Raw genomic sequence first — 17,706 nt, forward strand, 5'->3', positions numbered from 1 at the left:
TCCTCCGCTTGGGGTGGAGGAGCCAACCTGTGGGATCGGCCGCCCGCGCGCTCACCTCACGCGCAGACCGCCACGAGTGCGATGCCGACTGTCAGATTTTCGCCCGCCGAAAGTGTCAGATTTACGCCCGCCGCTAACACCCCGGCGCCAAACACGCCCAAACCTGCCTGCCTGAACCGGTTGGGCGCGCGCGAAGCTTCCCGTTCCCCGTGTTTCGCAAACATGCGGTGCGCCGTGTGCGGCACGCGAAATGCGCCTCTGTCGCGAGCGAAATCATGCGCGGACACGCCGCTCCCAGCCCTGGAACATGCACGCAGAAGCCCCCCTGCTCGAACCCCGCGACAACAGCGCACCGGCGCGCCCGATCCGCGCGCTTCCCGTTACCGAGATCGAGCCCGACCCGGCCGAGCTGCTCATCCGCCGGCTGGCCGCCGACCACCTGCGCGAGCTGCGCGACGACGGCGTGACGCTGGGGTACGTGGCCCGGATGTACGGCGTGGACGCCGCCCTGATCGAGCGGCTGCAGAGCGAGCTGGTGCCCACGCGGCGCTGAACGCAGCGGGTCCCGGCAGACGAAGAAAGGCCCGGCGAGCAGAGCTCGCCGGGCCTTCTCACGCTTCCGTGGTGCGCCGGGTCCGCGTCAGGCGGCGCGGTCCAGGCACCCGTGGAAGTTCGGGTTGTTCTGCTCCTGCTGCGGCAGGGGCAGGTTCACGTCGGGCCCGTAGGTGCCGCCCTCGGCGAAGCTCCCGGTGGGGAACACCGACTCGGCCGTGCGCCCGTACTGCCGGATCAGGCGGCGCATGTCACCCAGGCGGGTACCCTTGCTGTACTGCCAGAACGCCTTCTCGCGGAAGAACAGGTTCTGCTGGTCCACCGCCGTGCCCGGATCGGTGAGCGCCGGCAGGCCGGCCACGCCCGCGCCGCCCGTGGTGCCCGCGTTCACCGCCGCCGTGCGCAGCTGGTTCAGGATCTCCAGCGTGCCGCCGGCGCCGCTGAAGTTGCCCGCGCGCATCTGCGCCTCGGCCTGGATCAGACGCGCCTCGATGCCGTTGACCACGGTGTCGGGGCTGTTCTGCGCCGGCCAGCGCAGCTGCACCCGCAGCGGCGTGACGTTGGTGGTGTTGAAGGCCGTGTTCGAGGTGGTGAAGCCGCGCTGCTGGCACCGCGTGCTGGTGGGGGTGGACACCCCCGTGCAGGTGGGCAGGCGCGGGTCGTTGGCCGACACGTACGGAAGGCCGTTGGTGCCCTCGTTGTCGCCCATGGTGTAGCGCCGGCTGACGCCGTTCATCTCCGCGACCGTGTTGGTCTTGGTGGTCAGCGAGTGCTGGTTCTCGTACCCGTAGTTCGTGGGCACGCTGGCCACCGCCGCGGCCGCGTCGCTGAAGCGGCCCAGGTTCACCAGGATCTTGCCCCGCGTGACCTGCAGCGCGTTGCGGATCTTGGTCTCCTGCGCGCTGGTGCCGGCGCCCAGCACCGACAGCCCCGAGTCGGCATGCGCCAGGGCGCGGGCGTACACGTCGGCGTTGGTGACCTGCGGGCCGTACGAGTCCACCCCGTCGATCACGTCGCTGAACGCGATGCCGTTGCAGAAGTGCTCGGCCAGCATGTTCTCGATGTACGCCTCGACGAAGTACAGCTCGGCCGTCTGCCACTTGGGCGCGCTGGGCGAGAACTGGGCCAGCGAGCGGATGGCCTGCGCGGCCGACACGCGGGCGCGGTGGGCGTACAGGTAGCCGTTGGCGATGTTGGCGTTGCTGTCCTGCACGCGGCGCTGGTCGGTCTCGATGCGCTGCGCGAAGGTGTCGCTGGTCTGCCACTCGTCGGCCAGCAGGCCGCTGTAGATCCACAGCGTTTCGCCCGAGCTGCCGCCGTTGTAGCCGCTGGTGGCGCCGTTGAAGCGCGCCAGCGCTCCAATCCGCACCGCCTCGGCGCCGTCGGGCGACGACACGTCGCCCGGGTTGATGATGTCCGGGTCGGTCACCTGGAGGATGTCATCGGTGCTGCACCCGGCCAGGAGGACGGCGGCGGCCGCCGTCCCCAGGGCCACGCGCAGCCGGGTGCCGACTGACTTGCGTGTGATCTGCATGAGTATGTCTTTCTCCTTGGGGCGTCAGAAGCCGAGGTTGACCCGAACGGTGTAGTAGCTCGGCGGCGGCGCCGTCTGGAAGTCGGTCGGCACGTCGGTCTGGCCGTAGTTGCTCTCGGGGTCGATCCCCTTGTAGCTGGTCCAGACCTTCAGGTTGCGGGCGGAGAACGTGGCCGAGAGCGCGCGGCCGCCGAAGCGGCGGGCGAAGCTCTGCGGCGCCGTGAGCGTCACGCCCAGCTCGCGGAAGCGGGTGAACGAGGCGTCCTGCATGTACCCCGCCTGGCTGGCGCTGGGGTGCACGCGCACGGCCACCGCGGCCGCCTGCTCGTCGAGCGGGGCGGTCGGGTCCACGATCCCGCGGCAGTTGCCGCGGCTCTGGCAGCGGATGCGGTCGGTGCCGTTCAGCAGCAGGTTGCCGCCCTTGTGGTCGAACAGCGCCGAGATCCGCACCTTGCGGTTGAACAGGTCGATGCCGTTGGTGAAGGTGATCTCGGTGCGCGGCTGCGAGTAGCCCATGAACTCGGCGGTGTCGCCCACCACGATCTCGTTGACCGTGATGATGCCGTTGTGGTCGGCGTCGGCGAAGCTCTTGAGGGGCCGCTGCCAGTAGCCGTTCAGCGGGAAGCCCTCGCGGTTCTGGATGGTGCTGCCGATGATCGGCGGCACGCCGCCCAGGTCCACCAGCTCGTTGGAGTTGTGCGAGCCCGAGACCGTCACGTCCCACCCCAGGAACGAGCGCTCCAGCAGCTGGCCGTTCACCAGCCACTCCCATCCCCAGTTGCGCACCTCGCCCAGGTTCTCGAAGCGCACCGTGCTGCCGGTGCCCAGCGAGAGCGGGAGGTTGCGGGCGATGAGCGCGTCGCGCGAGGTCTTGCTGTAGTAGGTGAGCTCGGTGTTCACCCGGTTGCCGAAGAAGCGGGCGTCCAGGCCGGTTTCCAGCTCGGCCGAGCGCTCGGGCTTCAGGTTGCGGTTGCCCACCGCGCTGAACACCACGCCGGGAAGCTCGGTGGCGTCGAAGCGCCCCGAGGTGGCGGCGTAGTACTGCACCGCGTCGATGGTGCCGGGCTGCACGCCGCTGGCGCCGTACGCGGCGCGCAGGCGCAGCTCGTCCATGAAGCCCACGTGCGGGAAGAACGGCTCTTCCGAGGCCACCCAGCTGACCGAGACCTTGGGGTAGAACACGGTCTTGAAGTCGGCGCCGAACGCGCTGTTGCGGTCCGAGCGCACCGCGCCGGTGATGAACAGGCGGTCGTTGATCCCCAGGTTCTCCTCGATGAACGCGCCCAGCGTGCGCGCTTCCGACACGTTCTCGTCGGAGGTCTGCACCGAGCCGGCGGTGACCGTGGTGGCGCCCGGGGGCAGGTTGCTGCTGAACGCGCCGTTGCGGTCGAACACGTTGCGGTAGTACTGCGCGCCCACCGTGGTTCCCGAGGTCAGCCACGACATGGGGTGCGCGGTGGCGGTGCCCGCCACGTCGACCGTGTACACGTTGAACGAGGTGCGGGCGTCGGACTTGAAGCCCTGCCGCACGGTGCTGAAGTTGGGGCAGTTGTTGCGGCGGCAGAGGTCGCGGTCCACCCGGTTGGTGAAGTCGAGGCCGAAGTTGCCGCGCGCCGTGAGCCAGGTGGCCGGGCGGTAGTTGCCGGTCATCGAGCCGATGAAGCGGTTCACGTCCTGGCGGACCGTTTCCTGGAAGATGTCGCCGGGGGTGAAGGCGCGGTACCCGAACAGGCTGTCGCCGGTGGCCGTCACGTTGTAGCCGAAGCCGGGGCCGCCGTACGCGCTGGACTGGATGCCGATGGTGTTGTTGTCGGTCTGCGCGAAGCGCTGCGCCAGGGCGATGTAGTTGGTGTTGATCGCGAAGTCGGCCTTGGGGCTGAGCGTCACGTTCAGGTTGGCGCGGCCCGAGGCGCGGTTCAGCGCGTTGGGGTGCATCCACTCGTCGCGGATGTCGATTCCCTGGCGGTTCAGGCGGGCCACGTCGAAGTCGGCGATCTTCAGCACGCCGGTCTCGCCCTCGGCCTCGCCGCTCACGAAGTAGCGCAGCACCTCGCTGCCGCCCGACACCTGCAGGCCGTACAGCTGGCGGTGCCCGGTGCCCAGCGGGGTGGTGCGGTCGTTCTCGAACAGGTTGAAGCTGGTCACGCTGTCCTGGGTGCAGCGGCCGGCCGCCAGGTCGATCAGCAGGCACTGCACGCCGTTGGCCGAGGTCGAGGTCGTGGCCGCCGTGGGGCCCGAGCGCCAGGCGCGGTACGCCGTGGGGTACGGGTTGTGGTCGGTGACCACGCCCTGCTCGCTGTACACCGACCACTGCGGGCGGCCCACCCGGCCGCGCTTGGTGCGGATCACGATCACGCCGTTGGCGGCGTCGGTGCCGTACAGCGTGGAGGCCGACGGCCCCTTCACCACCTCGATGCTCTCGATCTCGTCGGGGTTCAGGTCGTTCACGCGGCTGGGCGTGGTGCCTCCGACGCCGATGGCGCTCGAGTTGGTGGCCGAGTTCATCCGGATCCCGTCGATGACGTAGATCGGATCGTTCGACAGCGACAGCGAGCTGGTGCCGCGGATGCGGACGCGCCCGCCGGCGCCGGTGGAGTTGCCGGGGAGCACCTGCACGCCCGGCACGCGGGCGGTGAGCAGGTCCGAGATGTTGGCGATGGGCCGCTCCTCGGTCACGCGGGCGGCGTTCACCTGGCCGATGGAGTTGCCCACGGTCACGCGGCGGGCCTCGCCGGTGGCGGTGGTCACCACGGGGGCCAGCTGGACGGCCGAGACCGACAGGCGGAAGTCGGCGGTGGCGGTGCCGCCGGCGGGCACGGTCACGCTGCGCGTCTGCTCCACGTAGCCGATGCGGAGCGCGCGCACGGTGACGGCGCGGGCGGGAACGCCGCGCAGGACGTAGTGCCCCTGCGCATTGGTTACGACGCTGAGGTTGGTGCCGGCCACGTTCACGGCGACGCCCGACAGCGGCTCGTTGGAGCCGGAGGCGGTCACGTCACCCGACACCGTGCCGGTCTGCTGCGCGGCGGCGGGCTGCGCGGCGAGCGCGGCCACCGTGGCGGCAACCCCGAGCGCCGTTGCTAGACGACTCGAGAAACTCATCTGCGTTCTCCTGAACTTCGTGAACTGGATGTCCTGACAGGGGTTTGGAAGCGTTGCCGGTCTGCGGTACCGGCGGGCGGATCCTCCTTTCCGGGACGGGGACGGTCCTGCGCGTGGAGCCTGCTGGGAAAAGACCGGGGCGGCGGACGCCCACCGCGGGCCGGGCGGGGGCGGAGATGCCGGGGGCGTGTGTGCTGGATGCACCAACGGTACAGCCGCGTGGCGCATTCGTCAACGCTCTGCTACGTCCTGCTACTTCTTTAGCCGACACACACCGGCCACGGGTCTTCGTGGCAAGGAATTTCTGCTACTTCCTGCTACGGGGCCGGGCGCATGGTCTCCCGCGCCGGCGCCGCTCAGCGCTCCACGCCGGCCCGCTCCTCCAGGCGCCGGGTAACGGTGTCGCGGTGCGCCGGGTCGCGCAGGATCACCAGCACGGTGTCGTCGCCGGCGATGGTGCCCACCACCTCGGGCCACTCCTCCCAGTCGATCCCCACCGCGATGGGCTGCGCGCCGCCGATCAGCGTCTTCACCACCAGCAGGTTGCCCACCCCGTCGGCGCCCAGGTACAGGCTGGGAAGGAGCCGCGCAAGCGTGGGGGTGGGGTCGGTGACGCCCGGCGGCAGGGTGTACACCGAGCCGCCCTCCTCGTCGGGGACCTTCACCAGCCCCAGCTCGCGGATGTCGCGCGAGAGGGTGGCCTGCGCCACCTCGATCCCGCGCTGAGCCAGCCGCTCGCGCAGCGCTTCCTGCGAGGCGACGCGGTGCTCGCGGACCAGTTCCAAGATGACGGCGTGGCGTTGCGGCTTCAACGGATCCGAAGGGGCGGCGACCCGCCGGCGCCCTGCTCGTGCCGGCCCTGCGGGGTCTGTGGGCCCTGCGTTCACGCGCCGACGCCCGCGGCCCTGGGGGCCTGCGTCCAGCACGTACGGGGAGCACATTGGGGAAAGGCGGCGAGCGCCGCGCGTATACAGTATTTGCGGCGCCCCGATTCCGCAAGCACGCCCCCCCGCATCTCCGGACTACATCCGTTCCCCTCCCGGCGCTCGCCGCGGCCGGCGCGCCACACCCGCCGCGGCGCGCCGATCCCCATCCCCCGCCCTTCCGCGGCCTCTCTCCTCCCGTCATATACCGGATCTGGCAATCACCTGTGCATTCCAGACGCACAGAGAGACGTCATCCTGAGGCCGGCCACACCGTCGTTGCTCCCACACGCGCGGTTGCAGGCCGAAGGATCTATAGGCGAGGTCGCACGTGTGCTGTCGGATTGCACGATCAATCTCCGAATCCGGTAATATAGAACGAGCGAAGGCCCGCGGAGGGACACACGCGGGGCGCGGGGGGCGGCTTCTCCTCCGCGTCTCCCCAGCGGGCGAGGGGGGCTTTTCCTCCGCGTCTCCGCGTCTCCGCGTGAGGCCATGGATCTACGGGAACGCGATCGGGAGATGGATGAAGACGGAAGCAGGCGAGACGGACCCTCCGCCTCGCCTGCTTCTCTCCGTCGACCGAATCCCCCTGGCCGGAGATCAGGATTCGCGCGCGGCGACTTCCGACTCGGGCTCCGGACGCGCATCGCCCTCCTCGGCGGACGCCTCGCCCCGCTCGACGCTGAGGGCGTGCTGGGCGAGCAGCTCGCGGATCTCCTCGAGCTTCGCGCCGGGGTGGCGCTCCAGCAGGAGGCAGACGATGCCGGTGATGTTGGGCGCGGCGAAGCTGGTGCCGTGCTTCACCTGCTCCTGGCCGCGCAGCCAGACCACGGGCTGCTCCACCCCCCACGCCTGGCACTCCATGGCCTCGTCGGGATGGTAGCGGTACTCGTAGGCGCTCTCGAAGCGCGCCGCGGAGACGCCGATCACGTTCTCGAAGATGGCCGGGTAGCTCCAGTCGCGCGAGTTGTGCCCGGCGGCCACGATGATCATCCCCTGCTGGCGCGCCTTCTCGCAGGCGGCGTAGAGGGGGTGCAGCGTTCCCTCGAGCGTGGTGCCCAGGCTCAGGTTCACCACGTCCACGCCGCGCTCGATGGCGTACAGGATCCCCGCCTGCAGCGTTCCCGGGCTGGTCTCCAGCTCGCGCCCGAACACCCGGACGGGGATGATCTCCGCGTCGGGGGCGATGCGCAGGATCTGGTGGATGCAGGCGGTGCCGTGGCCCACGCGGTCGTGGTCATCGTCGGTGCGCAGCATGGCCAAGTCGTCCTCGGGGTCGACCAGCCCGATCCCCGGCAGCACGCGGGGGTCGTCGCAGCCGCGGTCCCAGCCGCTGTCGATGACGGCCACGCGCAGCCCCTTTCCGGTGGGCCGCCCCAGCCCGTCGGCCACCCACGCGGGGGGCTCGAACGGCGCGGGGGGCCCGAAGCGCTCTTCGCCGGTCACTGCCCCAGCTTCTCGGTCAAGTAGTTCCATAGCAGCGTGATGATCCGTCCCGATCGGGTGATGACGTTGCCCTGCACCGTGTAGCCACGGCGGAAGTTCTCGATCCCCATCTTCTCCAGCTGCCGGCGGTCCAGCGAGGCGGTGACGCGGTACACGCCCGGCCCCGCCTGCGCCACCGGGGCCGAGGCGCCGCCCGCCGCCTGACCCTGCGCCGACAGCGGCTCGGGGGCCACGTAGATCACGCGGCCGCCCAGCTGCTGGCGCTCGGACTGGTCGAAGGCGGGCAGCTCCACCTTCACCGAGTCGCCCACCTTCACCTTGTGCACGTCGCGCTCCGCCACGCTCAGCTGCACGCGCCACTCCTGCGTGTCGCCCAGCTCCATCAGCTGCTCGCCCTCGCGCACGAAGGCGCCGGGAAGGCGCTCCAGCTGCTCGGTGAGCACCACCCCGTCGGTGGGCGCGGCGATGGTGAGCTGGCCCAGCCGCGCGCGGATCGCGGCGATCTGGGCGCGGAGCTGGTCCATCTGCGTGCCCAGCTTCTCGCGGTCGAAGCGCGACAGCTCCTGCAGCCCGCCCTCGGCGCCCGAGAGGCGGATGTCGGCCTGCGCGCTGCGCACCTCGGCCACCGCCTGGTCCAGCGTCACGTGGGTGCCGGGCACGTACGCCGCCAGCAGCGAGTCCACGTTGGTGCCCAGGTCGTACTCCACCATCCGCTGGCGCAGCGTGGCCAGCGAGCTTCCCAGCCGGGTGCGCGCCTGCGCCACCCGCTCGCTGCTCTGCTCGCGCTGCAGCGGGTCGGCGGTGGCGGAGCGCTGCCGGTCGATCTCGGCCGCGCGGAGCTGCGCCTGCAGCTGCGCGAGCGAGGAGGCGAGCTCCACCGTGTCCATCCGCACCAGCACCTGGCCGCGGTGCACGGTGTCGCCGGTGTGCACCAGCACCTCGCGCACGGGGCCGCCCTGCAGCGCGCGGATGGGGTACAGCCCCACCGGCTCCAGCACCCCCGCGGCCTTCACCGTCACGTCCATCTTCACCAGGAAGGCCACGCCCACGCCGGCCACGGCCAGCGCCGCGATCAGCATCAGCGTGAGCCCCACGGCGCGCCGGACGAAGCGCGCGCCGGGCTGCCCCTCGTGCGGGATGTCGGGAAGGCGCAGCGGGATGACGTCGGGATCCTTGCGCGTGGGGAGCTGCGTGCTCATGGGCACCTCGAGATCGAGCCGAAGACGGCGCGGCGCGGCATGGCGGTCACACCGTCTGCGGCACGGCGCGCAGGCGCCGCACCTCGTCCACGTTGCCGCCGCCGTGCAGCAGGCGGTAGGTCTCGTTGTCGCGGATCAGCTCGGCGTGGGTGCCCACGCCCACCACGCGGCCGGCCTCGATCACGCAGATCTGGTCGGCCAGCGCGGCGGTCTGCACGCGGTGCGTGACGAAGATGATGGTCTTCCCCTCCATGTGGCCGAACAGGTCGCGCAGGATCTCGGTCTCGGTCTGCATGTCGATGTTGCTGGTGGCCTCGTCCAGCAGGAGCACCGGGGTGTCGCGCACCAGCGCGCGGGCCAGCGCCATCCGCTGCCGCTGCCCGCCCGAGAGGGTGGCGCCCCACTCGGCCACGCTGGTCTCGTACCCCTGCGGGAGGTCGGCCACCAGCGAGTCCAGGCGGCAGAGGCGCACCGCGTCGTCGACCGCCGCGCGCGACACCTTCTCGGCGCCCAGCGTCAGGTTGTCCCAGATGGTGCCCTGCATGAGCGAGAACTCCTGCCACACCACGCTCACCTGGCGCCGCAGGTCCGACATGGAGAAGGTGGTCACCGGGCTGCCGTCCACGAACACCTGCCCCGAGTCGGGCTCCTCCATCCGCGTGACCAGGCGCAGGAGCGAGCTCTTGCCGGCGCCGCTGGGGCCCACGATGGCGGTGATCCCGCCGCGCGCGAAGTGCAGCGTGACGTCGTGCAGCACGCGCTTCTCGGCGCTGTAGCCGAACGACACGTCGCGCAGCCGGATGTCGCCCTCGATCACGTGCTGGATGGCGCCGTGCGGCTGGTACGCGTTGGCCGGGTCCTGCTCCAGCGGCATGTCCAGGTACTCGAACATGCGCCCCAGGTTCACCGCCGTCTGCTGGAAGTCCGAGAACAGCCCGGTGATCTGCTGCAGCGGGTTGTACAGGTATCCCATGTACGCGGTGAAGGCGATGTAGTCGCCCAGCGTCATCTCGCCCTTCACGATCAGCGTCCACCCGTACCAGGTGAACACCGCCGTGCCCAGCGCGCGGACCACCGAGGTCAGCGTGCCGAACACCTGGCTCCATCCCCCCGCCTTCAACTGCACCTGCAGCGCCGCCTGGATCTGGCTGCGGGCACGCTCGTACACCGCGTGCTCCATCGACATCGCCTTCAGGGTGCGGATGTGGCTCAGCACCTCGACCTGGAAGGCGCCCAGGTCGGCGTAGGCCTCGGCGCTCTTCTTCCAGAAGCGGCGCAGCAGGCGCGCCGACATGGTGGTGATGATCACCGTGAGCGGCACGGTGATGAGCGACACGATGGCCAGCTTCCACTGCAGCAGGAACAGGAACGGCGGCACCAGGAACAGGTACACGCCGTTCACGAACAGCGTTTCGAACACGCGGCTGACGCTGTTCAGCGAGTTGCGCACGTCGGCGAAGCGCGAGATGATCTCGCCCACGCGGTGCTCGTCGAAGAACCGCGTGCGCAGGTGCTGCAGGTGGTTGAAGAAGAGGAGGCTGGTGGCGTTGGCGAGGTGGCTGGTGGTGTACGTGGTGAAGTAGCTGCGGATGGCCGACATCACCGACGACGCCACGGAGACCGCCAGGATCCCCAGCACCAGCACCTCCATGAGGGTGAGGTTGCGGGTGGGGTACACCTCGTCGATCAGCAGCTTGGACAGGTACGGCGTGACCATCCCCAGCAGCCCCAGCACCAGCCCCAGCACCATTCCCTTGCCCAGCGGGCCCCAGTAGGAACGGATCAGCCGCAGCAGCCGCAGGAACTGCTGGAACGCCTCTCTGAGCGGCGGGATATCCGCGTGCTGGGTCGGGGGCATCGGTGAACTTCCGGATCGGGGCGGCGCGCGGCGGGCGCGGCCGGAGGCCAGGACTCGGACCGCCCGCGCGGTGCGAAATCCTTTTCGGTCAGGTTCTCAAGATAACAGCGCGACGCGCTTCTGGCGACGGTGCCGCCCGTACGGGTGCGCGGCGGATTTCCAGTCGTCTTCCGGAAGTGCTCCCACCTTCCATCCCCGCATCTCGTTACGTCCCTTCGCCCTCCCTCCGCGTCCCTCTCGGGCGGAGCCGGGAGAGCACTTCCACGGCCGCGCGGAACAGGCCATCGTGCGTCGGCACGGGAGTGGACCGGTCCCGCCTCCCGAAAGGATGGGGATTCAGGGAAGGTGATGAAAACGGCGGCGGCTGTCCACCCCGGTGGGATGGACAGCCGCCGCCGAGGGGCGGAGCGGTCTTCAGCCGGTGCAGCCGGGCTGGAAGGTGTCGGGGCAGCAGGCGGTGCGCAGGCACGAATGCCCGGGCGTGGCCTCGGCCGCGTGCACGGTGCCCTCGCCGGCGGCTTCACCCGCGGCGAACGACTCCACGCGGAGGGTGTCGATGTCCAGCGTCATCTTCTTCATCTTCGTCTCCATGAGTGGGATGGTGATCGGGCCTCGCGTTTCAGCAGACCGAGACCACGCTGCAGCCGCGGCCCGACGGGCAGGCGTCCACGGCCGAGCACCGCTGGCCGCTGAGGGCCTCGTCCAGCATCGGAGCCACGGCGGGCGCGGCGTCGAACGACTCCACGGCGAGCGTGTCCAGGTTCAGCTTCTGCTTGGGCATCGTTTCCTCTTTCGGTGGAAAGGTGAGATCTCCAGGCCGCCTCAGCAGAGAGTGGTGTCGCAGAGGCGGGTGGGGCAGCGGTCGATCGCCGAGCAGCGCGAGCCGGTGGCGTAGGCGTCGTCCAGCATGGCGACGGCCACGGGCGCGGCATCGAAGGTCTCCACGGTGAGCGCTTCGATGTTCAGCTTCTGCGTGGGCATGCTTCGGTTCTCCATTCGGGTATGGGATGTGGATCTCACGCGGCGTCTCCGCGACTCCGCGCCTCCGCGTGAGATCCCGCCGGCGCCGGTCAGGCGATGATGATGGGCGGCGGCGGAGGCGGGCAGGTGTCGGTGTACACCGGGCACGGGTTGGAGCACAGGTCGCCGCAGGTGTCCGGCTGGTTGGTGCAGCGGCAGCTCTTCCAGTCGGTGGTGGGGATCAGGGCGAAGTCGCCCTCCACATCGTGCGCGCGCACCGTTCCGGCGGCGAGCGGACCGGCGTCCATCGCGAACGTCTCCACCGTCAGGCGGTCGACGTCGAGCTTCATCTTGCGGTTCATGGCATCCCCCGGCTCAGGTGCAGGTGTCGCAGGGCTGCGTGGGGCAGCTGCACCGCGTCACGCAGGAGATGTAGCAGGTGTCCTGGCCCGGGCAGGTCGCGCAGGTCTTCCACGAGGTGATGGGCGGCGTGATGGCGATGTCGTCGTCGGCCGGCTGGACCGTGAAGGCGTCGGCGCGGGCGCGCACCGTGCCCACGCCGCCGCCTTCGCCGGTGCCGAACGAGTCGACCGCGAGCTGTTCCAGGTCCAGCTTGAGCTTGCGCATGGCGGGTCCTCCGGGCCGGGGGATGGAGATGCGGCGGCGCGGGGTGCGCCGCCGCGGCGGTGCGTCAGCAGTACTGCGGGTCGGCGCTGTCGCAGCCGCCGCACGTGTACAGGATGCAGGTCTCCAGGTACGACGGGCTGGTGCACAGCTCGTTGGCCGAGCCGTCGACCGGATCCTGGATCCGCGCGTCTCCCGGGGCGCCACTATCGTGGCCCTGCACCGTCCCGCGCTCCACCCGCGGCGACCCGGTGGTGAAGCTCTCCACGCGCAGCTCGTCCATCTGCAGCCTCATCTTCTTCATCGTGCCCGCCCTTTCGCGGATTCGGTGAACGACAGCGGGCCGCGCGCTCCGGAGCGGAGCGTGCGGCCCAAAAAACGTCAGCCGTCCCCGCGAGCGCGGAATCCGCACCCGCGGCGGCAACAGCCACAGCGACGGCAACGGCAACGGCAACGGGAGATGGAGATCGATCGCACTGGTGGCCTTTCGCGCACGAAAGTCACTTCCTCTCACCCGCCGGGTCCGAAAACGAGCGGGAGCGGGAGATGGCTATCCCTCCGCCGCCCGGAGAGGCGGCGTTTAGTTTAGGCCACCCGCCAGCGATTGCCAAGCCTTTCAACCGGCGGCATCCATCTGCCCCGACCCGTGGTCGCAGTTGATAAACGTCTGGAATTTCAAGGTTGATGAAGATTACACAGATACCGCGACATCATGGAGGAGAGCCCACCAACATCGAACTTCGGACGTTTGAAGACGCAGATTGTGGGATCCACCAACCAGATCCGCAGATGCGAATCCCCCGCGCCGCAATCGCGACGCGGGGGATTCGATTCGACGCCGAGGTGCCGTCGGCGACGGGCACCGGCCGACGTGTCAGCCCTACGCCGCGCCCGCCGTGACGCCGTTCTCGGCGGCGACGAAGCCGGCGCGATAGGCCTGGCGCAGCTGCTCGGTCACGCGGTCCTCCAGCCACTCGCGCCCCGGCCCCTCGCCGTCGGTGGAGATGGCGTCCTGCACGCGGTCCACCACCTCGTCGAGCGTGGCGGGCGTCTCCACCGCCTGCAGCACCAGCGCGGCGAAGGGGCTCAGGCGGCGCACGGTCACGCGCGCGCCGCTGGCCTGCAGCAGGTAGAAGGTGTCGGCCTCCTCCGGCTCGCCGCGGTCCTCGGCCTCGGCCTCGAGGTACGCGTCCCAGTCCCACGCGCCGTGCACCACCCGGGCGCGCGAGCTCAGGCCGATGCGCGCCTCGGACCAGCGCACCTCGTCGTCGGGAACGCGCACCAGGTTCTCGACGAACTCGTCGGTGAAGTCGGTCACCGAGCGCGCCAGGTCGTAGCGCTCGCGGTCCAGGCGGAAGGCGTCGGCCAGCAGGTCGCGGCGCGACGGGTCGTCCTGCCCGCGCACGCGCGCGGCCAGCGCCTCGCGCGCCACGTCCACGTCGCTGCGCTCCGGCAGCCCCGGCCCGCGCGGGGCGATGGGGTCGCTCTCGCCCAGCAGCTCGAAGAGCGCCAGCGTGCGGCCGAAGTGCTCCTTCAGCGTCTCGTCGCGCAGCGCCGCGTACCCGGCGCCGCCGTCGTCGGCCGCGCGCGTCTCCGCGGGCGGGGTGACGAGGAGCACGGAGGGCGTCTCCGGGCGGGCGAGGCGCAGGAGGAAGTAGGCGATCCCCGAGTCGCCCAGCAGGAGGCCGGGGTCGCTCACGCCCTGCATGGTCCCGCACGGCCACGGCTTCCCCTGCGACTCGTACGCCTCCCACCCCTCCATGGCCGCCTCGCGCGGGCGCTGGAGGTACTGCTCGTCGCCCAGGATCTCGGCGGCCACCATCAGCGTCTCGGCGTTGCCGCCACGGCCGTGGCAGAGCGAGTAGTTCATCCGCGCGTCGGCCAGCGAGTCGAGCGTGGACTGCAGCGCCGCCTTCGCGTCGTCCAGGTACTGCTGCTCGCCCAGCGTCTGCCAGGCGCGCAGGCGGCTGAGCCCGATCCCCGGCGCGCCGTGGCACCACGCGCTCATGTAGCGCGGCGGCTGCGGGGCCAGCACCTCGCCGCCGAGGAGACGCTGGCGCAGCTCCTCCTGGCGGCCGGCGTACAGGTACTCGCCCAGCTCGTTGTGGCGCAGGTCGGGCCAGTTGCTGGCCTCGGCGCTGAAGAACTGGTTCTCGTACAGGAAGGCCTGCTCCATCGCGTAGCGGTAGCGGCTGTCGCCCGTGGCCAGGTACAGCTCCAGCAGCGCGTGCCCCACGCCGGCCGAGCCGTGCGCGTAGCCGCAGAGGTGGCGCTGCGCCGAGCCGCGCATCGTCCCCCATGCCCAGCCGCCGGGCTCGTGCTCGGCCGCGGCGATCAGGTGCTCGCCCAGCCCCCGGGCGATCCCCATCGGCAGCTCCGCGTCGTCCAGCCAGGTGGCCAGCGCGATCAGCGCCTGGACGGCGCCGCCGCCGCCGCCGATCACGTCGAGGCCGCGGTCCTGCCGCTCCTGGCCGGCCGCGGGGCGGAGCGCGTCTTCCGCCCCCTTCAGCAGCTCCGGCTCGCCCAGCAGCCGGCCGACGACGGCCGCGGCGTAGGCGATCCCCACGCGCCCGCCGTGGAAGCCGAACGAGGCCTCGGGGAGCTGCGCCGTCTCGTCCAGCGCGAAGCGGATGGCGCCGGCGGCGGCGCGGGCCAGCGCGTCGTCGGTCCGCCCGGTGGCGTTCCACAGCTCGGCCAGGAACAGGCCGATGCCGCTGGTGCCCTCGTACAGGGTGCCGCTGGCGGTGGTGGGCTTGGCCACGCGCAGCTCGGGGTGGTCGCGGTCGGGCGACATCACCGTCCAGGTGCACGACCGGCCGTCGGGCTGCCACTGGGCGGCGGCGGCCACGCGGGCGCCCATGCGCGCGGCGACTTCGAGGAAGAAGTCCGCCGTGCCGGGCTCGGCCGCGGGGACGTGGGGCTGTGGCTCCATCGGTTCGTCTCGCTCTGCGGGTTCGCGGCCCCCCTGCGCGGCGGGCCGGGCGTGGTCGGTCACCCTTCGGCGGCCGCCGGGGCGGCCTGGTCCTCGTCCTCGGCTTCGGCCGCGGGCGGGTCGCGCTGCAGGGTGCGCATGATCAGGTACGCCAGGTAGCTTTCTTCCTGGATGGTGATGCCCAGCCGGTTGTTCATCATGTGCAGGTAGCTGGAGCAGATGGCGATGACCGCCTGCTCGCGCGCGGTGAACGGCTCGGGCGCGCGGCTCAGCCTCCCCTGGTCGTACAGCTCGTCGAAGTGGCCGCGCACCTCCAGCAGCCCGTCGCGGTACAGGTCCAGCGCCTCGGAAAGCGCCTCGCCCTCGTTCATCCGGCTCCACACCTCTTCCACGTACTCGCCCAGCGTTTCGGCCTGCGCGTCGTAGCCGCTGTCGAAGGCGCCCAGCCACGCCTGCCGCCCCTCCTCGTCGCGGGCCACGCCGCGCAGGTAGCCGGTGTTGTACTGCTGCGCCCAGCGCACGGCCATCTCGCGGTCGCCGCGGGTGAACACGTGCACCATCTCCACCATGGTCAGCAGGCCCTTTCCCAGCCGCGACGAGCGCTCGGTGCCCATGCGCTGCATCAGCGCGTACGCGGCCTCGCTGCTGACCTCGAAGAAGCGCTCGGCCAGGCGCACGCCGTCGGGGCCGCCGTAGCGGTCGGTCTCGGGCTCGTACTCGATGAGCGCCACGTGGGTGAGCGCCAGCGGCTCGTCGGACTCCACCGGCGGCTCGTACGTGGTGGGGTACGCGGGAATGTCGGGCTTCTCGAACGCCACGTCGGGATAGAGTGCGCGGACGTGCTCCTGCAGCGCGGGCCAGACGGTGCTCTCCATCACATCCGCCGTGCCGTGGAGACGGAGGCGGACGTGCGGCCCGTGCTCGCTGTAGCGGATGAAGAAGTGCCCGTCGCCCCACCCCTCGCGCTGGAAGCGGCGGACGAACGGCTCGGCCACCTCCATCACCACGCGGTCGCACTCGGGGGTGTAGATCCCGTGCGCGCGGGTGAAGAAGAGGTGCGCCGCCAGCCAGCGCGAGTCGTCAGGCCACGGCCGCAGCATGGTCCTCCTCCCGGTCGGCGGCGGGGGACGCGGTCCCCGTTGCGTAGTAGAGTTGCACGACGACCTCGGTGGCGTAGCGCGTGCCCTCGTGCGCGGGCAGGTCGTCGCGGCCGGGGAGGCGCTCCTCGAAGATGGCGCTGTAGGCCTTCAGGTTCGCCCCCATCTTCCCCAGCAGGCCCACCAGGAGCGGGTTGCCGAAGTCGATGAACTGCGGCTTGTGCAGGTCGCGCGAGCCGGCGGTGCGCGGCTTGGCCGGCTTCTTCTTCTCCCCCTCGGCTCCTTCGCCCTCCGCGCCCTCGCCCTCGGCGGCCGGAGCGGCGTCGGCGGCGGCCTCGGGCTCGTGCTCGTCGTCCGCGTGGTCGGCGGCGGGGGCGTCGTAGCCGGGGACCTCGCCCGCGGCGGCGGCGGCCTGCGCCTGCTGCTCCTGCGCCTCGGCCTGCGCGGCCGCGTCGGCCGGCTGCTCGCCGGCCTTGGGCTGCGGCGGCTCGGGGGTAGGATTGATGCGGACGTACGTGGTTTCCGGGATCCCCGCCTCCAGCCGCCAGCGGTTGGCGCGGAGGAAGAAGTCGGCGGCGCTCTCGTGCGGCTCGCGCTGCGGGAAGAGCGTGCCCGGCACCATCCACCGGCGGCGGGCGAGGACGACCGAGCCCTCGAAGGTGATGCGCGGGCGCATCTGCACCTTCGGCGCGGGCCGCGGCGGCGCATCCGCCTTCGCCGCATCCCCATCGCCCGCCGGCTTCGCGTCCGCCGCGGGCTGATCGCCAGCCGCCTGATCGGCGACGGGCTGAGCGGCGGCGGGCTCGGCCGCGGCGACAGGCTGTCCGTCGACGGCGGGCTGCTCATCCCCCGCCGGCGCGGCGACGGCCTGCTGTCCCGGCGCGGCTTCAGCCTGCCGCGCCTGCTCGTCGCCCGCGGGCGCCTCCGCGGCGGCGTCGCCCTCCGGCTTCGGCGCGGGGACGGGGCGCCGCTCCGGCACCTCGGGGATCGGCGGGCCGAACATGGCCGGCGGGGTAAAGCGCGAGACCAGCTGGTACAGCGGCGGCCGCATCCGCGGGTTCAGGAAGCCCAGGTCGACGGGGATCACCCGCCGCCCCGTGGGCCCGTGCACCAGGCGGAGCGTTGTGGAATCCTCGGGATCGGGCTCGACGAAGATCTCGCTGCTCTTCAGCTGCTCCTCGGCCGCGCCGCTCTCGCCGGTGGGATAGCTGATCTCCCACTTCAGCAGCGGCGGGTGCAGGTTGGCGTTGAACTGCGCGTCGCCGCAGATCTCGGCCAGCAGGTCGTCGGTGAGCGCGGCGTTCTCGCGCCGCACCTGCTCCTGCACGTCGTCGGGGAGCATGTAGAGGAAGCGGGAGAAGTACTTCCCGAACCCCGCCGTGTAGCTCCCCCCCTGCAGGATCAGCAGCGGGTCGCCGTCCGGCCCCGCCTCCGGCGCCAGGCAGGCGAAGGTGCCCATCGAGCGGCACACGCCGG

The 17,706-nt window shown here is 71.2% G+C and carries 16 protein-coding genes; 1 reads left to right on the top strand and 15 read right to left on the bottom strand.

All coding sequences use genetic code 11. The annotated features are described in order from the left end of the window. Positions 1-307 precede the first annotated feature (307 nt). On the top strand, positions 308-553 hold the full coding sequence (locus VLK66_RS03625) for a hypothetical protein (RefSeq protein WP_325308010.1): 246 nt from the start codon (positions 308-310) through the stop codon (positions 551-553). An 87-nt stretch (positions 554-640) separates the two neighbouring features. Here the strand turns inward: VLK66_RS03625 and VLK66_RS03630 are convergent, their stop codons facing one another. The 15 genes from VLK66_RS03630 to VLK66_RS03700 all read right to left on the bottom strand — a co-directional run. Beyond that, a complete protein-coding gene (locus VLK66_RS03630) occupies positions 641-2,086 on the bottom strand; it encodes a hypothetical protein (protein ID WP_325308011.1) in 1,446 nt (481 codons plus the stop codon). Between the two features lie 24 nt (positions 2,087-2,110). Then, positions 2,111-5,188, bottom strand: a complete 3,078-nt coding sequence (locus tag VLK66_RS03635) for a SusC/RagA family TonB-linked outer membrane protein (protein ID WP_325308012.1) — start codon at positions 5,186-5,188, stop codon at positions 2,111-2,113. A gap of 356 nt (positions 5,189-5,544) precedes the next feature. Next, positions 5,545-6,000 carry an arginine repressor gene (gene argR / locus VLK66_RS03640; RefSeq protein ID WP_325308013.1) on the bottom strand — a complete coding sequence of 152 codons (456 nt, stop codon included), beginning with the start codon at positions 5,998-6,000 and terminating at the stop codon, positions 5,545-5,547. A 714-nt stretch (positions 6,001-6,714) separates the two neighbouring features. Further along, on the bottom strand, positions 6,715-7,560 hold the full coding sequence (locus VLK66_RS03645; RefSeq protein ID WP_325308014.1) for a S8 family peptidase: 846 nt from the start codon (positions 7,558-7,560) through the stop codon (positions 6,715-6,717). Then, positions 7,557-8,759: an HlyD family secretion protein gene (locus VLK66_RS03650; protein ID WP_325308015.1), complete on the bottom strand. Its 1,203-nt coding sequence runs from the start codon at positions 8,757-8,759 to the stop codon at positions 7,557-7,559. The genes VLK66_RS03645 and VLK66_RS03650 overlap by 4 nt, the downstream gene beginning before the upstream one ends. 46 nt (positions 8,760-8,805) lie before the next feature. Continuing rightward, on the bottom strand, positions 8,806-10,617 hold the full coding sequence (locus VLK66_RS03655) for an ABC transporter ATP-binding protein (RefSeq protein ID WP_325308016.1): 1,812 nt from the start codon (positions 10,615-10,617) through the stop codon (positions 8,806-8,808). Positions 10,618-11,031: 414 nt separating this feature from the next. Continuing rightward, positions 11,032-11,196: a hypothetical protein gene (locus VLK66_RS03660; RefSeq protein ID WP_325308017.1), complete on the bottom strand. Its 165-nt coding sequence runs from the start codon at positions 11,194-11,196 to the stop codon at positions 11,032-11,034. A 40-nt stretch (positions 11,197-11,236) separates the two neighbouring features. Continuing rightward, positions 11,237-11,398: a hypothetical protein gene (locus VLK66_RS03665; RefSeq protein ID WP_325308018.1), complete on the bottom strand. Its 162-nt coding sequence runs from the start codon at positions 11,396-11,398 to the stop codon at positions 11,237-11,239. Positions 11,399-11,439: 41 nt separating this feature from the next. Next, entirely contained in the window at positions 11,440-11,598 is a 159-nt protein-coding gene (locus VLK66_RS03670) for a hypothetical protein (RefSeq protein ID WP_325308019.1), read from the bottom strand. Between the two features lie 89 nt (positions 11,599-11,687). Further along, positions 11,688-11,939, bottom strand: coding sequence for a hypothetical protein (locus VLK66_RS03675; RefSeq protein ID WP_325308020.1), 252 nt, complete (start codon positions 11,937-11,939; stop codon positions 11,688-11,690). Positions 11,940-11,952: 13 nt separating this feature from the next. Next, positions 11,953-12,204 carry a hypothetical protein gene (locus tag VLK66_RS03680; protein WP_325308021.1) on the bottom strand — a complete coding sequence of 84 codons (252 nt, stop codon included), beginning with the start codon at positions 12,202-12,204 and terminating at the stop codon, positions 11,953-11,955. A gap of 64 nt (positions 12,205-12,268) precedes the next feature. Beyond that, positions 12,269-12,505 carry a hypothetical protein gene (locus VLK66_RS03685; RefSeq protein ID WP_325308022.1) on the bottom strand — a complete coding sequence of 79 codons (237 nt, stop codon included), beginning with the start codon at positions 12,503-12,505 and terminating at the stop codon, positions 12,269-12,271. Between the two features lie 576 nt (positions 12,506-13,081). Then, positions 13,082-15,133: a lanthionine synthetase LanC family protein gene (locus tag VLK66_RS03690; protein ID WP_325308023.1), complete on the bottom strand. Its 2,052-nt coding sequence runs from the start codon at positions 15,131-15,133 to the stop codon at positions 13,082-13,084. A 59-nt stretch (positions 15,134-15,192) separates the two neighbouring features. Continuing rightward, the gene (locus VLK66_RS03695; protein WP_325308024.1) at positions 15,193-16,233 is read right to left on the bottom strand and encodes a thiopeptide-type bacteriocin biosynthesis protein; all 1,041 of its coding nucleotides are present in this window, start codon (positions 16,231-16,233) and stop codon (positions 15,193-15,195) included. Further along, a partial coding sequence (locus tag VLK66_RS03700; RefSeq protein ID WP_325308025.1) for a lantibiotic dehydratase occupies positions 16,214-17,706 on the bottom strand: 1,493 nt, incomplete at its 5' end. The genes VLK66_RS03695 and VLK66_RS03700, both read right to left, overlap by 20 nt.

Source organism: Longimicrobium sp., from assembly GCF_035474595.1.
Lineage (GTDB): Bacteria > Gemmatimonadota > Gemmatimonadetes > Longimicrobiales > Longimicrobiaceae > Longimicrobium.